The 19,445-nt window shown below is 66.5% G+C and carries 15 protein-coding genes; 6 read left to right on the top strand and 9 right to left on the bottom strand.

Annotated elements, in window-relative coordinates:
- Positions 1-15: 15 nt before the first annotated feature.
- Positions 16-2,766, bottom strand: coding sequence for a cation-transporting P-type ATPase (locus F467_RS0104875; protein ID WP_018138568.1), 2,751 nt, complete (start codon positions 2,764-2,766; stop codon positions 16-18).
- 115 nt (positions 2,767-2,881) lie between these two features.
- Entirely contained in the window at positions 2,882-3,433 is a 552-nt protein-coding gene (locus F467_RS0104870) for an outer membrane beta-barrel protein (RefSeq protein WP_038038639.1), read from the bottom strand.
- A gap of 327 nt (positions 3,434-3,760) precedes the next feature.
- Between F467_RS0104870 and F467_RS0104865 the strand changes: the two genes are divergently transcribed.
- The 3 genes from F467_RS0104865 to F467_RS0104855 all read left to right on the top strand — a co-directional run bounded on the left by F467_RS0104865 (position 3,761) and on the right by F467_RS0104855 (position 8,650).
- On the top strand, positions 3,761-4,084 hold the full coding sequence (locus F467_RS0104865; protein WP_018138570.1) for a high-potential iron-sulfur protein: 324 nt from the start codon (positions 3,761-3,763) through the stop codon (positions 4,082-4,084).
- Between the two features lie 262 nt (positions 4,085-4,346).
- A complete protein-coding gene (locus F467_RS0104860) occupies positions 4,347-7,565 on the top strand; it encodes an EAL domain-containing protein (RefSeq protein ID WP_018138571.1) in 3,219 nt (1,072 codons plus the stop codon).
- A gap of 2 nt (positions 7,566-7,567) precedes the next feature.
- Positions 7,568-8,650: a DUF3524 domain-containing protein gene (locus F467_RS0104855; protein WP_018138572.1), complete on the top strand. Its 1,083-nt coding sequence runs from the start codon at positions 7,568-7,570 to the stop codon at positions 8,648-8,650.
- A 22-nt stretch (positions 8,651-8,672) separates the two neighbouring features.
- Here the strand turns inward: F467_RS0104855 and F467_RS0104850 are convergent, their stop codons facing one another.
- From F467_RS0104850 to F467_RS0104835, 4 genes are all read right to left on the bottom strand, one after another.
- Positions 8,673-9,302, bottom strand: coding sequence for a triacylglycerol lipase (locus tag F467_RS0104850; protein ID WP_018138573.1), 630 nt, complete (start codon positions 9,300-9,302; stop codon positions 8,673-8,675).
- Between the two features lie 21 nt (positions 9,303-9,323).
- On the bottom strand, positions 9,324-11,108 hold the full coding sequence (gene aspS / locus F467_RS0104845; protein WP_018138574.1) for an aspartate--tRNA ligase: 1,785 nt from the start codon (positions 11,106-11,108) through the stop codon (positions 9,324-9,326).
- Positions 11,109-11,208: 100 nt separating this feature from the next.
- Entirely contained in the window at positions 11,209-11,859 is a 651-nt protein-coding gene (locus F467_RS0104840; RefSeq protein WP_018138575.1) for a DUF502 domain-containing protein, read from the bottom strand.
- Positions 11,860-11,862: 3 nt separating this feature from the next.
- Positions 11,863-12,141 carry an FmdB family zinc ribbon protein gene (locus F467_RS0104835; RefSeq protein WP_018138576.1) on the bottom strand — a complete coding sequence of 93 codons (279 nt, stop codon included), beginning with the start codon at positions 12,139-12,141 and terminating at the stop codon, positions 11,863-11,865.
- A gap of 181 nt (positions 12,142-12,322) precedes the next feature.
- On the opposite strand from F467_RS0104835, the gene F467_RS0104830 reads away from it, so the two are divergent.
- The 3 genes from F467_RS0104830 to F467_RS0104820 are packed head-to-tail and all read left to right on the top strand — an operon-like array spanning position 12,323 to position 14,967.
- A complete protein-coding gene (locus F467_RS0104830; protein ID WP_018138577.1) occupies positions 12,323-12,700 on the top strand; it encodes a DsrE family protein in 378 nt (125 codons plus the stop codon).
- Positions 12,701-12,710: 10 nt separating this feature from the next.
- Positions 12,711-13,565 carry an SDR family oxidoreductase gene (locus F467_RS0104825; protein ID WP_018138578.1) on the top strand — a complete coding sequence of 285 codons (855 nt, stop codon included), beginning with the start codon at positions 12,711-12,713 and terminating at the stop codon, positions 13,563-13,565.
- A gap of 28 nt (positions 13,566-13,593) precedes the next feature.
- A complete protein-coding gene (locus F467_RS0104820) occupies positions 13,594-14,967 on the top strand; it encodes a nucleoside recognition domain-containing protein (protein WP_018138579.1) in 1,374 nt (457 codons plus the stop codon).
- On the opposite strand, the gene F467_RS0104815 is transcribed toward F467_RS0104820, so the two are convergent.
- From F467_RS0104815 to F467_RS0104805, 3 genes are all read right to left on the bottom strand, one after another.
- A complete protein-coding gene (locus F467_RS0104815) occupies positions 14,958-18,737 on the bottom strand; it encodes a PAS domain-containing protein (RefSeq protein ID WP_018138580.1) in 3,780 nt (1,259 codons plus the stop codon). The genes F467_RS0104820 and F467_RS0104815 overlap by 10 nt on opposite strands.
- Positions 18,738-18,881: 144 nt before the next feature.
- Entirely contained in the window at positions 18,882-19,088 is a 207-nt protein-coding gene (locus tag F467_RS0104810) for a hypothetical protein (protein WP_018138581.1), read from the bottom strand.
- Between the two features lie 30 nt (positions 19,089-19,118).
- Positions 19,119-19,337, bottom strand: a complete 219-nt coding sequence (locus F467_RS0104805; protein ID WP_012981920.1) for a hypothetical protein — start codon at positions 19,335-19,337, stop codon at positions 19,119-19,121.
- Between the last annotated feature and the right edge of the window lie 108 nt (positions 19,338-19,445).

The raw sequence follows: 19,445 nt of genomic DNA, 5'->3' as shown, positions 1-19,445 counted from the left end.
CGGCCGGCCTGGAGGCTACACCGCCGTCGGGGCAATTCCTCGACGGCGGGCCAGCACCTGGCGCACCACCAGCTTCTCCAGCTCCACGATCACGAACACCGCAAGGCCGAAGGCCAGGATGCGCAGCCAGTCGCCCAGGCCGATCGTGGTCGTGCCGAACAGGGTGTGCATCACCGGGGCATAGGTGAAGGCCAGTTGAAGCAGGATCAGGACCCCAATCGCGATCCACATGCTGTGCGAGCGAAACAGCTCGAATCCCGGCAGCACCGGCTGGTGGATCAGGCGCAGATTCAGGAGATAAAAGGCCTGCCCGGCCACCAGGGTATTGATCGCAATGGTACGCGCCAGCTCCTCGTTTACGCCGACCACCGTCTCCATGTAGACGAAATGTCCGAAGGTCCCGAGCCACAGCAGGACCGCAACAAAAGGGATACGCCATAGCAGAAAACCGGACAACAGCGGCGTGTCGGGGTCACGCGGCGGACGCTGCATCACCCCCGGCTCGGCACGTTCGAAGGCCAGCGCCATCGCCAGGGTCACCGAGGTCACCATGTTCACCCACAGTACCTGCACCGGTGTCAGCGGCAGGGCCAGCCCCATCAGGATCGCCATCATGATGGTCAGCGACTGCCCGGCGTTGGTCGGCAGCATGTGCAGGATGGCCTTGCGGATGTTGTCGTAGACCGTGCGCCCCTCCTCGACCGCGTGGGCGATCGAGGCAAAGTTGTCGTCCGCGAGCACCATCTCCGAGGCCTCCTTGGCGGCCTCCGTGCCCTTGCCGCCCATCGCGACGCCGACATCCGCGCGCTTGAGTGCCGGGGCATCGTTCACCCCATCCCCGGTCATGGCGACGATCCGGCCGCGGCCCTGCAGGGCCCGCACCAGACGCAGCTTGTGCTCGGGCGAGGTGCGTGCGAACACATCGGTGGCCTCGGCCATCTGCGCCAGGCGCTCGTCGTCTACATCATCCAGCTCGTGTCCCGCGTGCGCCTCGGCATCGCGCCCCAGTCCCAGTTGCTCGCCGATGGCCCGCGCGGTCGCCAGGTGGTCCCCGGTGATCATCTTCACGCGAATACCGGCCTCCCGGCACTCGGCCACGGCCTGAATTGCCTCTTCCCGCGGCGGGTCGATAATCCCCACCAGGGCGAGCAGGGCGAACCCGCCCTGCTCGACATGATCGAAATTCAGTTCGCGCTGATCGGGCCCCACCTCGCGGCTCGCAATGGCCAGCAGACGCTGGCCGCGAGCCGCGATGGCTTCCAGCGCCTGGTGCCAGGCTTCGCGGTCAAGGTCATCGGTATCCTCACCCGCACGCACCCGGTCGCACAGCTCCAGCACCCGCTCCGGGGCCCCCTTCAGAAAGATCTGCGCATGCCCGTCGTGATCATGGTGCAGGGTCGCCATGTAGCGATGATCGGACTCGAACGGGATCACATCGGCACGTGGAAGCCGCTCCGCCTCCAGGTGCGGGTCGAGCCCCGCCTTGCGCGCGGCCACCACCAGCGCCCCCTCGGTCGGGTCGCCCTCCATCACCCACTCGCCCTCGCGTTCGAACACCTGGGCGTCGTTGCACAAAAGGCCCGCGCGCAGCACCTCCAGCAGCGCCGGCTGCTCGTCGGCCTCCACTTCCTGCTGGCCCACGGAGAAATGCCCGTGCGGGGCATAGCCCACGCCGGAGACGCCGTACTCTTCGCCCGCCGTGCACACGGTCTGCACCGTCATCTCGTTGCGGGTCAGCGTGCCGGTCTTGTCGGAGCAGATCGTGGAGACCGAGCCCAGCGTCTCCACCGCCGGCAGGCGACGGATGATGGCATTGCGCCGCGCCATCTTCTGCACGCCGATCGCCAGGGCGATGGTCATGATCGCCGGCAGACCCTCGGGGATGGAAGAGACCGCCAGACTGGCCGCTGCCAGGAACATCTCGTCCAGCGGGTAACTGCGCACCCAGTAGCCGAAGGCGAACGTCGCAGCGGAGATAACCACGACGACGCCGGCCAGCCAGCGGCCGAACTGCTCCATCTGGCGTACCAGCGGCGTCTGCAGGCTTTCGACCTCGCCCAGCATCGAAGATATGCGACCGATCTCGGTGTGCTCGCCGGTGGCCACCACCACGCCGTGCCCGCGCCCGAAGGCGACCAGCGTGCCGGAAAAGGCCATGCCGGTGCGGTCCCCCAGGTCCGCCTCGCGGTCCACGGCTTCGGGGGATTTTTCCACCGCGACCGACTCCCCGGTCAGCACCGCCTCCTCGACCCGCAGGTTCTTGACCTCGAGCAGGCGCAGGTCCGCCGGCACACGGTCGCCCGCCTGCAGATAGACGATATCGCCCGGGACCAGCTCCTCGGCCGGAATCTCGCGCCGGTGCCCATCGCGCAGGGCCAGCGCGTGCGGCGAGAGCATCTTGCGGATCGCATCCAGCGCCTTTTCCGCCTTGCCCTCCTGGACAAAGCCGATCAGCGTGTTGATCAGGACCACGGCCAGGATCACGCCGGTGTCGACCCAGTGACCGAGCAGGGCCGTACCGGCCGCCGCGGCCAGCAGGATGTAAATCAGGATGTTGTGGAAGTGGCGAAAGAAACGCCGGATCAGGCCCGCCTGCTCCGGCGGGCGCAGCTGGTTCCTGCCGTACTGGTCCAGGCGTTCCCGGGCCGCGTCAGTGGACAGCCCCTCGCGGCGACTGTCGCGCTCGCTCAGGGCGGCATCGGGATCAAGAGCATGCCAGGCGATGGTCTCGTCCCTGGGGGACTGCGCGTTTTGCGATTCGTCCATTCGGTATCGGTGCCGAGAGATGAACCCCCATCCTCGAACAAGACCCCGCGACCGGCAAGCCTCGGCGGGCAGGTCGCGGGGCCTGATTCAGCCCCGCCGTTCAGCCGGTGGGCGGCTAGAAATGCACGCCCAGCTTGGCCATCACCCGCAGATTGTCGACGTCCTCGCGACCGCGGCCGCTACGGAAGCGATCACTCTCCGTGAACTGATAGCGGGCCTCGACGCCAAGAAACATATTGTTGTCCATGGTGTACTTCAGGCTGCCGCCGAACTGAGCCGCCCACAGGCCGTTGGTGTCATCACCCAATTCCGCACGCACATAGCCCAGGCCGGGACCGAAACCCAGCTCAAGGTTCGGTGCGGTCTCGAACATCCAGTGGGTATTCAGCTCGGTGCTGGTCATGCGCAGCGGGCTCTCGGAGTATCGGGAAACGCTCAGCTGGTGGCGCAGGACACCGGTGCGCGGCTGGAGCAGCTGGCAATTTGCACCCAGCTCGATGCCATAGCCCCAGTCCGTCGAGGCCCCCGACGCGTCCGGCGAGACCGAGCCGAGCATGACGGCGATACTGGGTTCCATGCCCACGCGTTCCTGCGCCTGGACCGTCGTTCCGGCCAGCGCAAGAGAACCAGCGGCCAACATAGCAAGGGACGTACGTAGCTTGAGCATGGGACACCTCCAGTGAGTCATTGACGGGGACCTGAAGCTCCGCTGGCGCGTCGTGCCGCCACCGCCAGCAGGAACTTCAGCACCTGCTGATATTAGTTGATCCCCGAGCCCATAGAAACCGGGGCGGGCCACCAGGGAACGGAATTTTTTCGCCGCCCGATGCATCGAAGGGTGCGGAGCGTGTCTTTGAATCAGGCAGAAGTTGCCCACCACGGGAACATCTGGATATTCCCTCGCTCTAATCCAGCGATCCGTCCGGCATGCTTCAACCATGCCTCGGGTCAAATTAAGCGCTAAAAAATTCATATGATCTACGGAGGTCACTCCATGTCCGATCAACCGAACGCGAACCGCCGAGCCTTTCTCCGCCGCGCCTCCATGGCTGTGGCAGCCGTCCCGCTCGCAAGTCTGACCACCTTCGGCGTTGCCTATGCCAAGCCGAAGGCCGAAGACGGTCACGCCCATGACTACGTGAACGATGCGTCCGACGCATCCGGCCACGACGCCTACGAAGACGGTGCCGTGTGCGACAACTGCGCCTTCTGGGCGGGCGAAGAGGACAACGGCTGGGGTGGCTGCCACCACCAGGCCTTCCAGGACGTCCTGGTCAACGCCGACGGCTGGTGCGATGCCCATGTCCGTGGCGGCTGATCACCACACCGCCTGACGGCACCTGCGAACACCGCCTCCGGGCGGTGTTCACGTTTATAGCCTCCGCAATTGAACGGTACGACTTGCGGACTGGGTCACAAACCGGTCACGCTTACGCCGCAGCGCCTCAAATTTTTGGCCTTCTGGACGTTATCGGACGATGAACCGCCCGTTTAAGGAGCTCCGCGTGCCCCACTCCCGTTCGAGCGCCTGCCCCGGCCCCGAGCAACATCGTTCTCCAATCAGAGCCCCCCTCTAGCCAGTGGGCCTGGACACCACGCCACTGACGCTGCTGTACGCGCTCAACGGGCTCGCGTTCTTCACCCTCGGCATCGTGGCGCTGATGCTGCCGCGCCGCGAACGGTTTGTACCTTTCGCCGCTCATGTCGGGTGGCTGGTGCCGTTCGGTCTGCTGCACGGGACCTATGGTTTCCTCAACGCGATCGGCCTGCATCAAGAACTGGGCATAGTGTCCGATCGCTGGTTCATGGCCACCTGGCTCGCGATCTCCTATCTGCCCCTGCTGGAGTTCGGTCGGCGCGCGCTGCTCGATATCCGCCCCGGCCTGCACCTGCCAGCCTGGGGGATATACGGGGGTCTCGCTATCGGCCTGAGCACAATGCTCCTGGTCGTCGTTGAGCCGGCAACGGGCCTCGCCAATGGCGCCCGCTACCTGATCGGATTCCCCGGCGCGCTCCTCACAGGGCTCGCGTTCCTGCTGCACGTTCGCCCCCCGGAGGCGCAGCCGGAGATGCAGCGGCATATCCCGGCGCTGGGGATCGCAGCCTTCGCGTTCCTGGCCTATGCCGCGTTTCTGCCTTTCCCGGCACAGGTTGATTTCGGCCTCCCCCCATGGCTGCCCACGCAGGGCGATTTCCTGGCCGCAACCGGGGTCCCGATCCAGTCACTGCGCACCGGTGCCGCGATGCTCTTCACCCTGGCGCTGATCAGCCTCGCACGCAGTCTCGGCGCGCAGCACAGCGACGACCTGCTACGGGTGCTGGACACGGTCAATGGCTTTGTCTACCGCTGCCGCAACAACCCGCAGTGGGACGTGATCTTCGTCGACGGTGGGGTGCATGAGCTGACCGGCTACGAGGCCCGCGACTTCTATCGTGGCGACATCACCTTCGCCGCCTGGGTCCACCCGGACGATACCGACTATACCTGGGAGGGCGTGCAGGAAGGGCTCAAGCGAGACGGCAGTTATCAGATCCAGTATCGAGCGGTAAACCGGGACGGATCTTTGCGCTGGGTCTTCGAACGCGGGACCGGCGTGTACGACGCACACGGGCGGCTCATCTATCTTCAGGGTCATGTGATCGACGCCCACGAGCTGGTCACCACCTCCCACGAACTCGAACGCCGCAGCGAGGAGCTCGAGGCCTTTCGCAGCACGCTGGACCTGACGCTGGATGGCGTCTTCCTGTTCGACGTGGACAGCCTGCAGTTCATCTATGTCAACCAGGGCGCAATGGACCAGACCGGGCGTACTCGCGACGAGCTCTTGCAACTGCACCCTTACGACATCAAACCGGAGTTCCCCGAGACCCGTTTCCGCAGCATGCTGGAACCCCTGCGGCGAGGGGAGCGCGACCAGTTGCTGTTCGAGACCACGCACCAGCACATCGCCGGCCATCTGATCCCCGTACACATCTCCCTGCAGCTGGTCGCCCCCCGGGGTGAACGCCCGCGCTATGTCGCCATCGTGCACGACATCAGCCAGCGCAGGCGCAATGAAGAAGCACTTCTGGAGGCACTGGAAAGCCTGGAGACCTCGCGCGACGAGCAGGCCCGGCTGCTGGAACTTACGCGGCGCGAGCAGGGACGCATGGCCTCGCTGCTGTCGGCCATGAGCATCGGCATCCTGTTCGAGGATCGCGAGGGGTACATCGAGTACGTGAACCCGGCATTTCGCCGCATGTGGGCGATCGCCGACGAAATCGACCTGGTCGGCCAGCCCTCGCGTGCAATGCTGGAACATTCCACCCATCGCTTTGCCCGGCCTGATCACGCCTCGCGCCACGTGCTGCACGTCCTCGACACCCACGAGATCAGCGAACGCTTCGAGGTGGATCTCTACGATGGCCGGATTCTCACGCAGCTGTCCTATCCGGTACACGATGCCGACGAGCGCTCCATTGGCCGGCTGTGGCTGTACGAGGATGTCACCCACGAGCGTCAGACCGCTCAGCAACTGGTCTATCTGGCCGAGCACGACCCGCTCACGGGCCTGTACAACCGCCACCGCTTCCAGCGCCAGCTGGAGCATGCGATCCACAACGCCCGCCGTCGCGAGACCCAGCTCGCACTGATCTACTTCGACCTCGACGAGTTCAAGACCATCAACGACACCTTCGGCCACCGCGCCGGGGACACGGTCCTGGTGCGCGCGGCGGGCGAGATCGCAAGCCTCGTACGCGAGGAGGAGATCTTTGCCCGCCTTGGCGGCGACGAGTTCGCGATCCTCGTCGACCAGGCATCCGAACGGGAACCTGAAGGGCTGGCCGAACGCGTGGCCCGCGCGATCTCCGCGATTCCGTTCCGCTTCCGCGGCCAAAACTACCGCCTGACCGCGAGCATCGGGATCGCCCGCTACCCCGAGCACGGAGACAACGTCGAAGACCTGGTGGCGCATGCCGATGCCGCGATGTACCAGGCCAAGGACTCGGGCAAGAATACCTGGGCCGTATTCGACGCCAGCCGTAATACGGCCGAGCGCATGCTCGAGCGGATGAGCTGGAGCCAGCGCATTGGCAACGCGCTGGAGGGCGGGCAGTTCGAGCTGCATTTCCAGGGGATCTACCACCTGGACAGCGGGGCGCTCAATCACATGGAGGCCCTGGTCCGCATGCGCGACCCGCTGGCGTCCGACGAGGTCGTGATGCCGGGGCAGTTCATCCCTGTGGCCGAGAAGACCGGGCAGATCCTCGATATCGACCGCTGGGTGATCCGCGAGAGCATCGCGCACCTGGCCGGCCACCCTGAACTCCCGGGGATCGCGATCAACATCTCCGGTCGCAGCTTCGACGAACCCGGGCTGCCGCAATACATCACCAACGAGCTGAGCCAGCAGGGTGTCAATCCCCGGCGGCTGATCATCGAACTGACCGAAACGGCAGCCGTCTCCGAGATGCAGGACGCCCAGCGCTTCATCGAAGCGTTGCAGCAGGCCGGCTGCCTCGTCTGCCTGGACGATTTTGGCTCCGGCTTCTCCACCTTTGCCTACCTCAAGTACCTGGGCGTACAGGTGCTCAAAATCGACGGCATGTTCGTGCGGGATCTGCCGAACAACCGCGACAACCAGGCATTCATCCGCGCGATGGTCGACGTCGCTCGCGGACTGGAAAAATGGACCGTGGCCGAGTGCGTCGAAGACGGCGACACCCTTGCGATGCTGGCCGACCTGGGGGTCGACATGGTCCAGGGCTACCATCTGAATCGCCCCTCGCCGGACTTCCCGCCGGACCGGGCCCCGTAGGTGTGCAGCCCGCGGCACCCCGCATCCTGCTACTGTCCGCCTACCGTGCGGACAGCCACGCCGCCTGGGCCGACTGGCTGACCCGGCAATTCCCCGAGTTCGACTGGGATCGCCGGGAATTACCGGGGCGCCACTTCCGCTGGCGCATACGGGGCAACCCGCTCTCCTGGCTCCGCAGCCTCGGCGACGCCCAACCCGACGCCATCGTTGCGACCTCCATGGTCGATCTCGCCACACTGCGCGGCCTGCACCCGGCACTCGCGCAATCACCTGCGCTGTACTACTTCCACGAAAACCAGTTCGCCTACCCGACCAGCCCCGGCCAGAACCCCTCGGTGGATCCGCAGATGGTCCAGCTCTACGGCGCCCTGGCGGCCGACCGCATCGCGTTCAACTCGCACTACAACCGCGATACCTTTCTCGACGGCGTCGACCGCCTGCTTGCACGTATGCCAGACAAGGTACCCCCGGGTCTGCGCACGACGCTCGACGAGCGCAGCGAGATCCTGCCCGTTCCGATCCAGGCCATCACCACCACCGACTACGCAGAGCGCGACCCGAACCTGATTTTGTGGAATCACCGCTGGGAGTACGACAAGGCCCCGGACGACTTCGCGGAAGCCTTGCTGCAACTGGCCCGTGAGGGAATCGATTTCCGACTGGCCCTGCTAGGCCCTCGGCCCGCCAGGATTCCGGACGCCCTCACACGACTCCGCACGCATCTGGCTGACCGCATCATCGTGGACGCCAAGTGCTCGCGCGACGAATACGAATACTGGCTGTGCCGGGCGGGGATCGTGGTCAGCACTGCCCGCCACGAGTTCCAGGGTCTTTCGCTGCTGGAGGCCACCCGCGCGGGCGTACTGCCACTGGTGCCCGATGGCCTGGTATACCCCGAGCAATACCCGGCCACCTGCCGTTACCCCGCCGGTGATACCCAAGCACTGGCCACGCGTCTCGGCGCATGGCTGACCGGCGCGCGACCGCCCGTCCCCGATATCGGCCAGTGGCACAGCAAGGGGGTGGAACCGCAATGGCGGCGCCAGATCGAAGAACTGCTGGAGACCCGGCGAGGCGCCGCCTGAGGGAAACGCTGAAAGGGGCCGCTCAGGGAAGGAAGTCGCCGCGATCAAGAAAGTGCAGGGTCTCGCGGGCCACCGTGGCATTGAACAGCATCCCCGTATGCGAGACCGGCAGCGTGAGATGGCGCGTGACATCCGGGCCGCGCGTCTCGTCGACGGCCACGAAGCCATCATGCGGGGGCGGCATCTGCGCGAACAGCGGTGCCGGACCCAGTGGGCGGCTGCCGGCGATCATCCCGATTTCGCGTCCGCGCAAGACGGGGCTGCCCCCCAGCAGACCGCGGTCCAGCGCGGCCCCCAACCACCAGCGGCCGAGCCGGTTGCGTGCCAGACGCGCGGCCACCCGGCTGCCCGCCAGCGGCGAACCCAGCATCACGATCCGACCGGGGCGCTGGACCGGGGCAACGGTAAACAGATGGCGGACGATGATGCCGCCGAGGCTATGGGCCACAAGGTGCACCAGGTCGCCGGGCACTGCCTCAATGAAGGCGGCCAGGGCGCGCGCCGCCTGTTCCGGGGTCTGGCGGCGCGAGGCATAGTGGAAGCGATGGACCTCCAGCCCGGCCGCACGCAGCCGGCGTTCCAGCAGCGCCAGCTCCAGGCCCGGCATATGCCAGCCATGGACCGTAACCACGCTGGCGCGCATGCCGGCCATGGTAAACGACCGGCCCGTTGCCTACCCGGCCTGTTGTGTGGCGCTGGCGCGCAGACGGATGCCCAGCTCGCGCAGCTGCTTCTCGCCGACCGGCGCCGGGGCATCGGTCAGCAGGCAGGCGGCCGTCTGGGTCTTGGGGAAGGCCATTACGTCGCGAATGGAGTGGGCGCCGCTCATCAGCATCACCAAGCGGTCCAGGCCAAAGGCCAGGCCACCGTGCGGCGGGGCACCGAACTCCAGCGCATCCAGCAGGAAGCCGAACTTCTCGCGCGCCTCGTCCTCGCCGATGCCCAGGGCCTCAAACGCGGCCTGCTGCATCTCGGGGTTGTGGATACGGATGGAGCCACCGCCCACCTCGGTGCCGTTGAGCACCATGTCGTAGGCACGGGACAGGGCCTCGCGCGGGTTATTGCGCAGCGCGTCCGGGCTGTCCACCGCCGGGGCGGTGAACGGGTGATGCAGGGCGTACAGGCGCTTGTCCTCGTCGTCGTACTCGAACATCGGGAAGTCGACCACCCACAGCGGCTGCCAGCCCGCCTCGACCAGCTCGAGGTCGTGGCCGAGCTTCACACGCAGCGCGCCGATCGCCTCGTTGACCACCGAGGCCTTGTCCGCACCGAAGAAGATCAGGTCGCCGGCGGCGGCCGCGGTCTTCTCCAGGATCTGCCGGGTCACATCCTCCGGCAGGAATTTCAGGATCGGCGACTGCAGCCCGCCCTCGAGGTCCGCCGGGTCGTTGACCTTGATGTAGGCCAGGCCCTTCGCGCCGTAGCGACCGACGTACTCGGTGTAGACGTCAATCTCCTTGCGCGTCAGTTTCGCCCCGCCCGGCACGCGCAGCGCGGCCACGCGGCCCTCGGGGTCGTTCGCCGGGCCGTTGAACACCTTGAACTCCACCGCCTGCATCACCTCGGTCAGCTCGGTGAACTCCAGCGGGATGCGCAGATCGGGCTTGTCCGACCCGAAGCGGGCCATCGCCTCGGCGTAGGCCATGCGCGGGAACGGATCGGGCAACTCGACACCCTGTACCTCGCGGAACAGGTGGCGGATCAGGCCCTCGGTCACGTCCATCACGTCGGCCTCGTCGACAAAGGCCATCTCCATATCCAGCTGGGTGAACTCCGGCTGGCGATCGGCGCGCAGGTCCTCGTCGCGGAAGCAGCGGGTGATCTGGTAGTAGCGGTCCATGCCGGACATCATCAGCAGCTGCTTGAACAGCTGCGGCGACTGCGGCAGGGCAAAGAAGCTGCCCGGATGCGTACGGCTGGGCACCAGGTAGTCGCGTGCGCCCTCCGGCGTGGCCTTGGTCAGCATCGGGGTTTCGAGGTCGAGGAAGTCGCGCTCCTCGAGGAAGCGGCGCATGGCCGCGGAGACCTTCGCACGCAGGCGCAGGCGCTCCTGCATAACCGGGCGGCGCAGGTCCACGTAGCGATAGCGCAGGCGGGTGTCCTCGCCGACGTCCTCGTCGTCCAGCGGGAACGGCGGGGTCTTCGCGGCGTTCAGGACCTCGAGCTCCAGACCCAGGATCTCCACCGCGCCGGTGGACAGGTCGGGGTTCTCGGTGCCCTCGGGGCGGCGGCGCACGCGGCCGGTCATGCGGATCACGAACTCGCTACGCAGCTGCTCGGCGCGGGCGAAGACGTCCTCGCGGTCGGGGTCGAACACCACCTGCACCCGCCCCGTGTGGTCGCGCAGGTCAACGAAGATCACGCCCCCGTGGTCACGCCGGCGATTCACCCAGCCGCAAAGGGTCACCTCCGAGTCGAGTTCGTTCTCGGTGACACGTCCACACAGATGAGTTCGCATTACGCTGTTCCAGCCGAAGGGCACGCCCGAAAGGGCCTGCACGGTTAGTCGGGAAAACGGGGCAAACGTCGCGCCTGCGCCCGCGAAAAGGCCGGAAATCTTACGATTTGCCCTGCTCTCGCGCAACCGGAGCCGGGGCCTCGGACGGGCTCGACAGCGGCGTGACCACGCCCATGGACATCACGAACTTGAGCCCGTCCTCCACCGTCATGTCGAGCTCGACCGCCTCGTCGCGCGGAACCAGCAGCACAAAGCCGGAGGTCGGGTTGGGGGTGGTGGGGACGAACACGGTAATCACCTCGCGCTCGGTACGCTCCTGCACCTCGCCGTAACCAACGCCGGTCATGAAACCGACCGACCACAGCCCGCGACGCGGGTACTCGATCATCACGACCTTGCGAAAGGCCTGGCCACCATCGGTCAGCACCGTCTCGGTGACCTTCTTCACCGCCCCGTAGATCGAGCTGACCAGCGGGATGCGGTGCACGATGGATTCGCCCACCGAGACCAGCTTGCGCCCGACAATATTGGCCACGATCACGCCGGTGACGAACACAACCACGATCGCGACCACGATCCCGGCACCGGGGATCGAAAAGCCAAGCAAGGCCTCCGGCCGCCAGGCCGGCGGCAGGAGGAGAATGGTGAAGTCCAGCAGATCGACCAGCAGCTTGATAACGAAGCCGGTGACGATCAGCGGCAGCCAGACCAGCAGCCCTGCAATCAGGTAGCGGCGCAGGGAGACCAGCATCGATCAGGTTCCGGTCGCTGCCGCTTTCGAGGTCGCCGTGGAATCGCCCTTGCCGGAACCGCTGCCAGCACCACCGCCATCCTTCAGATTGCGCTTGCCGTCTTTCTTGAAGTCAGTCTCGTACCAGCCGCCCCCCGCCAGGCGAAAGCCGGCAGCGGAGACCTGCTTGGTCAGGGCCTCGGCGCCACATTCGGGACAGGTGGTGGCCGGCGGATCGGAGATCTTCTGCAGGATCTCGGAAATCTCGCCACAGTCCTTGCACTGATACTCGTAAATGGGCATGCGTGTATTCCTCAGGCTTCGCGTCCGCGACAACGGCCGCAACAAAACGGTTCGAGGCGTATTATGCGGGCGTTTCCCGGGAATAAAAGGCTTTCCCCGGTGGCAATCCGTGTTTGCGCCGCGAGGCCGCAGCGCCGATCATTCGCCCCATACCCGAACGTACTGCCCGCAAGGACCCGTCATGGCCGAAAAGATCGTGATCATGCTGCTGAACCTGGACCTGGACCGCCCCGGCACGCTGGGGGCCCCGTTCTTCCAGGCGACCGTCGCCGCCGCGATGGATCTGGAAGTCGAGATGTACTTCGCCGCCGGCACCACGCGCCTGTTGCGCCAGGGCGTGGCGGACAAGATCTACCCCGGCGAGGCGAAGGAGAAATCGGTCTACAGCTTCATGCAGGATGCCCACGAGGCCGGCTGCCGCTTCTACGCCTGCGCCGGGGCGATGGACGAGAACGGCCTGACCCTGGACAACGCGATCCCCGAACTGGACGGCATGCGCGGCGGAGGCGCCTTTATCGGCGAGGTGGTCGAGGACGATGTGGCCACCCTGACCTACTGAGCCGCGACCGGTGAGCGAGTCCTGGCCCCGTGCCGTCCTGATTACCGGCTGCTCCAGCGGGATCGGGCTGCACGCCGCACGTGCGCTGCGCGAGCGCGGCTACCGCGTGTTCCCTACCGCCCGTCGCGGCGAGGATGTTGCGCGCCTGAAGAAGGAGGGCTTCGAGGCCCTGCAGCTGGATCTGGACGACTCCGCCAGCATCCACAGCGCGGTCACCGAGATCCTGCACCGCACCGACGGGCATCTCTACGGCCTGTTCAACAACGGCGCCTATGGCCAGCCCGGCGCGGTGGAGGACCTCTCGCGCGCCACCCTGCGCGCCCAGCTCGAGACCAACGTACTCGGCTGGCTGGAGCTGACCAATGCGGTACTGCCCGCGATGCGCCGTGCCGGGGAGGGACGAATCATCCAGAACTCCTCGGTGCTGGGCTTTGCCGCCCTGCGCCTGCGCGGGGCCTATGTGACGTCCAAGTTCGCGATCGAGGGCATGAGCGACACCCTGCGCCAGGAGCTGCACGGCACGGGCATCCATGTGAGCCTGGTCGAGCCCGGCCCGATCCGCAGTGCCTTCCGCGCCAACGCCCTGAAGGCCTTCCGCCGCCACATCCACCGCGAGCACAGCCCCTGGGCCGAGACCTACCGCGCGGCCGAGGCGCGCATGGCCAATGCCGAGTCCGATGCCCCGTTCACCCTCGGCCCGGAGGCCGTCACCCGCTGCGTGATGCATGCCCTGGAGGCCCGCCGCCCGCGGGTGCGCTACCGCATCACCTTCCCGACCAAGTTGTTCGCCTTCCTGAAGTGGCTGCTGCCGGCGCGCGCGATGGACGCCGTGCTGCGCGGGGTATCGCGCGGGGAGAACCGCTGATGCGCGCGCGGCCAGGGGCGGGCGCCGCATGAATCTGATCTTTCTCGCGCTGATCGTGATCGCCGTGGCTACGGCCGCGATCCGCGAGTTCCAGTCCACCGACCCCGACGAACAGCCGATGCAGGCCCTGTCCGAGGGCGCGATCGATGCCGCCGGCTCGGCGGTCGAACTGGCGCTGGGGCTGGTCGGGGTAATGGCGCTGTTCCTCGGGCTGATGAAGATCGCCGAGGCCGGCGGCCTGCTGACCGTGCTCGCCCGCCTGCTGCGCCCGCTGATGACCCGCCTGTTTCCGTCGGTCCCGCCGGAGCACCCGGCGATGGGCGCGATGATCCTGAACTTCTCCGCCAACATCCTGGGGCTGGGCAACGCCGCGACCCCGTTCGGCATCCGCGCGATGCAGGAGCTGGAGAAGCTGAATCCGCACCCGGGCACCGCGACCAATGCGATGGCGCTGTTCCTGGCAATCAACACCTCCAGCATTACGCTGCTGCCCACCGGGGTGATCGCGCTGCGTGCCTCGCTCGGCTCCGAGGCCCCGGCGGCGATCCTGCCGACCACGCTGTTCGCCACGCTGTTCGCGACCATCGCCGGCATCACCAGTGCCCTGATCCTGCAGCGCTATTTCCGCAGCCCGGCCCCCACCCGCTCGATCGACGCGGATGCCTCCGCCGGCTCCGACGAACTGGAAGACACGATCCGGGAAGCGAGCCAGGACAGCACCGAACCGGCGAAGGCCGAGAATCGCGAGCAGGACAGCGCCCAGCCCGATCAGCAGCCGATGAACATCGAGGTCCCCACCGAGGGCTACCCGGCCTGGGTCTCGATCCTGGTCCTGCTGGGGGTGCTGGCGATCATCCCGCTGACGATCGTGTACGGCCAGGCAATCGCCCCCTGGATCATCCCCGGGCTGGTGGTGGGGTTCCTGTCCTACGGGGTGATCCGCGGGGTGCCGGTCTACGAGGTCTTCGTCGAGGGGGCCAAGGAGGGCTTCAACGTGGCCCTGCGCATCATCCCCTATCTGGTGGCGATCCTGGTCGCGGTGGGGATGCTGCGCGAGAGTGGTGCGCTGGGCATGTTCGTCGGGCTGGTCGGGCCACTGACGACCCCGTTCGGCCTGCCGGCCGAGGCCCTGCCGATGGCCCTGCTGCGTCCGCTGTCCGGCTCCGGCGCCTACGGCATCATGGCCGGCATCATGCAGGACCCGGCCACCGGCCCGGACACCCATGTCGGCATCCTGGTCTCCACCCTGCAGGGCTCGACCGAGACGACCTTCTACGTGCTCGCCGTGTACTTCGGCGCGATCGGCGTCAAGCGCGTACGCCACACCCTGGCCGCGGCGCTGAGCGCCGATGCGGTGGCCGTGATCGCGGCGGTCGCGATCGTCGGCTTCCTCTACCTCTGACAGATCGCGAGATCGTCCAGCAACGCGGCCAGATCGTCCGCCGACACCGGCCGGGTCAGCACGCGCCGGAAGGGTGCATGGCGGGCGCGTTCAGTCCTCTCTGAATCCTCGCCCCCCCCGACCGCAACTACAGGGATTGGCGCCAGGGCGGGGTCCGCCTGCAGCGCGCGCAGGACCTGGAAGCCATCCATCACCGGCAGGTCCAGTGCCAGCACCACCAGGGCCGGCACATGGCGCAGCGCCAGGTCCAGACCCTCCACCGCCGAGGTCGCGCACAACGGCTGCAGCCCCACCTGCCCCTCGAACATGGTCTGGAGCCTCGCGAGGTGTTCGGGGTCGGCCTCGATCAACAGGACATGCGGGTCCTTGTCCACGCCGGACTCGACGGTTGAGTCATCCATCACGTGGGGCTCCGCCCCGGCACGCGGCAGCCGGAACCAGAAGCGGCTGCCGACACCCGGCTCCGATTCCACCGCAAGCTCGCCCCCCATCATTTTGACCAGGCTGTTCGAGACCGCGAGTCCGACGCCCGCACCCTCGACGCGACCGCCATCGGCATGCAGCCGCTCAAAGGGTTCGAACAGCCGCGCCTGATCCTCCAGCGCGATCCCGGGTCCGCTATCGCTTACCGCGATCTCGACGACATCCCGCTGCGGCGTGACACCGACACGGACTTCGCCGCCGCGGCGGTTGTACTTGATCGCGTTGCCCACCAGGTTCAGCAGGACCTGCTTCAGGCGCAGGGGGTCCGCCTGCACCTGCACATCATCAGCCACTTCGGCCTCGCAGTGCACCGCATGTTCATCGACCAGGGCACGGGTCAGGGACAGGCAGTCGGTGACCACCGGCGCGACGAAGACCGGCTGCAGGTCGATCTTCAGCCGCCCGGCCTCGATCCGGGCCAGATCCAGGACCTCGTTGATCAGGTCCAGCAGGTGCGAGCCGGCGCGGCGGATCTCGGTCGCATGCGAATGCTGGCGCTCGCCCAGTCCGGGGTCGCGCTCCAGCAACTGGGCGAAGCCGAGCACGGCATTCATTGGCGTGCGCAGCTCGTGACTCATGCTGGACAGGAATTCCGACTTCGCCCGGTTCGCACGCTCTGAGGCATCACGCGCCTGACGGAGCTCTTCGCGCCGCCGCAACTCATCGGTGTAATCACTGAAGATATTGAAGCCATACTGCGGATCACCGTGCTCGTCGCGCACAACACTGATGGTGCTTGCGGTGACGAATACGGCCCCGTTGGCGCAGCGGTGAGGCAACAGCCCAGTCCATACCCCGCCCTCCGCCAGCACCCGATCGATCTCCTGAGCCTCCTCGCGCGCCTCCTCGGGGATAATGCCCATTGCGCGGAAGCTGCGGCCGACCATCTCATCCAGGCGATAACCGACCAGATCCAGCGCTGCCGGATTGACGTACACGAAACAACCTTCCCGGTCCACCACCGCAACGCCCTGTTCGGCTGATTCGATGATTCGCCCGAACAGGGTCAGCCGATCCTGAGCCTCGTGCAATTCGGTCAGATCCTGGAGCGTGCCCGAGAGGCGGACCACCTCACCGCCGTCGTCGAACGTAGCCGTAGCGATCTGATGAACGTAGCGGACCATGCCGTCCGGGAGCTGCACGCGATGGGTGATCTCGCCGTGTCCGGAGTCGGCCAGACCGGCCTCGAATGCCTGCACCCGCTCGCGGTCGTCCGGATGCACTAGGCGTTGATAGTCATCCCGGGCGAGATGGCCGTTCCCGGCGATCATCTCGAACATCTCGTAAATCACCTTCGACCAGGTCAGTCGGTCGCTGCGCACTTCGTATTCCCAGTGACCGAGCCGGGCCAGTCGCTGTGCCTCCAGCAACCGTGTCGACAGCTCCGACAGCGCCAGCTCGGAGTGCTTGCGTTTGGTGATGTCCTGCATCACGCCCAGCATGTACAGCACGCTGCCATCGGCGTCCCGAACGGCGTCGCCCCGTTGCAGCAGCCAGTGTTCGGAGCCGTCGGGCCACAGCACCCGGTGCTCCAGTTCGAAGTGCGCGCCCCGACGCAGGCTGCTCGAGATGGCGTTGCGCATCCGATCGCGATCCTCCGGATGCACGGCGTGCATGAAGTTGGTAACCGTCGGTTCGACCGCACCGTCGCGGTAACCCAGCAGCGGTGGAATCCGCTCGGACCATTCGAGGCGCTCCTGGTCGGGCGTCCATTCCCAAGTGCCCATATTGGCGAAGATCTGGCTCGAGCGTTGGCGCTGTTCCTGGCGCTTGACCGTGGTGATCTCCGTGCGGATGGACACGAACTGATAGGGCACGCCTTCGGCATCCAGGTACGGCACGATCGTGGTGTCGACCCAGTACAGCGAACCGTCACGTGCCCGGTTGCAGATCTCGTCCTGCCAGACCTGGCCCGCCGTGATGGTCTCCCACATGCGGGTGTAGAAGTGCGGCGGATGCTGCCCGGACTTCACCACTCGATGATTTTGCCCGAGCAGCTCTTCGACCATGTATCCGCTGACCTCGGCGAACCGCCTGTTGGCATAAATGATGTCGCCCCGGGCATCGGCAATGCTGACGAGGGCATGCTCGTTGACGGCGAGATGCTCCCGTTCGCGCTCGTAGAGGGTTTCGCGGTAGGAACGGCTGACACTGTCCATCTCGCGCAACTGGCGCGCCCGATTGGTCACCACCGCGAGGACCCGGCTGGCCTCCAGCGGCTTCAGGAGTACACCGCACACGCCCGGATGAAGCGTCATCAGGGCATTGGTACGCGAGGCATCCGCGGTCAGGATCACCAGTGGAATCGAGCCCCCGCTCTGCCGGGTCCGCAGAACCGCGGCCACCTCGAGCGCCGAGCAGTCCAGGGATTCGACATCAAGGATGGCCACCTCGGGGTCGAGCTCGTCCATGACCTCCACCAGGCGGTCCGGCTCTTCCGCCCGCTCCACACGATAGCCTGCATCGAGCAGCGTGCGCTCCACGCCTTCTTGTTCGGCACCGGCGATTAACAGGACCCGGTAGTCGCTCTCGGTTATCACACCCCCGATCTGGACCAACTGCTCGATCAGGGTATCCCCGTCGAGTGGATAATCCAGGCAGCGGGCCACCCCCTGGCGCACGGCATCCAGCCGTGCACCGGGATTCCATTCCCGCGCTACCGCCAGCACCGGAAGGCGCGCGTGCCCCGGCGCCAGGCACCCAGCAAAATCATTCGTAATCACGGTGCCGGGCATCACCACACCGGCGCAGAGGACGACCGCGGTGTAGGGGTCGTCGTCGGGGGGCTGCGGGGCCTGCGAATCACGGACCGGGATCTGGTCCGTCCGGAACCCGTGGTCCTGGAGCATCAGCACGATATCGCGCGCCAGGGCGTCATCATCCACGACGACCAGCACCCGCCCGTCCGCACGCGCGCCGGACAACGGCTGCACCCGGCTGGCGATGGCGAGGGCGTCGCCACGCGCATGCTGGGCGGCAATCGCCGCGAGCCGGTCCAGGGCGTTGTCCCATTGGTCACGATCGACCAGATCCGAGTCTCCGGTGGAGGCATCGAGCGAGTCGGCCAGGGTTGCCACCGCTGCCCCGACCACCGGAATCCCGAACACCTCGGCCGAGTGCCGGAGCTCGCTGATCCGCTGCCCCAGTAGGTCGCGTGCCTGGGCCGGCGAAGCGGCTTCCTCCAGGTTCCGGGCAAGTTCGCGCAGACGGGTGACGTGTTCCGGGAGGGATTGCAGAAACTCGGCCTGCAGGCGCGCGCCGGTCGGGTGCTGCTCACGCAGGTTCATGGCGGCTGTCCTCAGTGATCGGGTCGCATGCCCGGTTGACGGGGGTCAAACGCCGGGCACAGCCACCGGCCGAATCACATCCCGTACCGAAACGGACGGGCATGGCGGTCACCTTCCCGGGGAAACACTGAAATCAGTGTTTCCCTAATTGGGCGGGCCACCGGGATTGATGTCCTTGTCCTTCACGATGAAGTAGACCCCGATGGCCGCCAGTGCCATCCACAGGACCAGGGCCACCACGCCCAGGATCTCCCACAGGGTGACGAAGAAGAACAGCATCAACGCGGCCGCGCCGAGGAAGATATTGCCGATTACGAAGTTCGAGGGACGGCGGGATCCGTTTTCGGGCATCGGGGGGCTCCGGGCCTGCGCGGCAGGCGATTACTGCTTCTTGTAGGGGGCGAAGTCGAACTGCCCGGCGGTCATGTCGTCCCACAGGTCGCTCTGCAGCACGGCCAGCAGCTTGAACAGCTTGCGCAGCTCCGGATCGTCCATGAAGCGCTGGTCCTCGCTGGCCTTCAGCACCTCGACCAGCGTTGCGCATTGCTCGCGGCTGATCCCGAGGACGTTCAGGCCCTCTTCTCCCATCTCGACATCCATCGGGTCACTCCAGTTCGGTCAAAGCCGGGATTGTAGCGGCTCGCGCGCCCGCCGCGAAAACGCCGGACCCGAGCTCGGGCATTGCCGTGCAGCAACGCGCCGAGACAC

Origin of the sequence: Thioalkalivibrio sp. ALJ12 (assembly GCF_000378305.1) — a bacterium.
Lineage (GTDB): Bacteria > Pseudomonadota > Gammaproteobacteria > Ectothiorhodospirales > Ectothiorhodospiraceae > Thioalkalivibrio.
The sequence above is the reverse complement of the archived record's forward strand: the minus strand, read 5'-3'. Positions and strand labels throughout refer to the sequence as shown.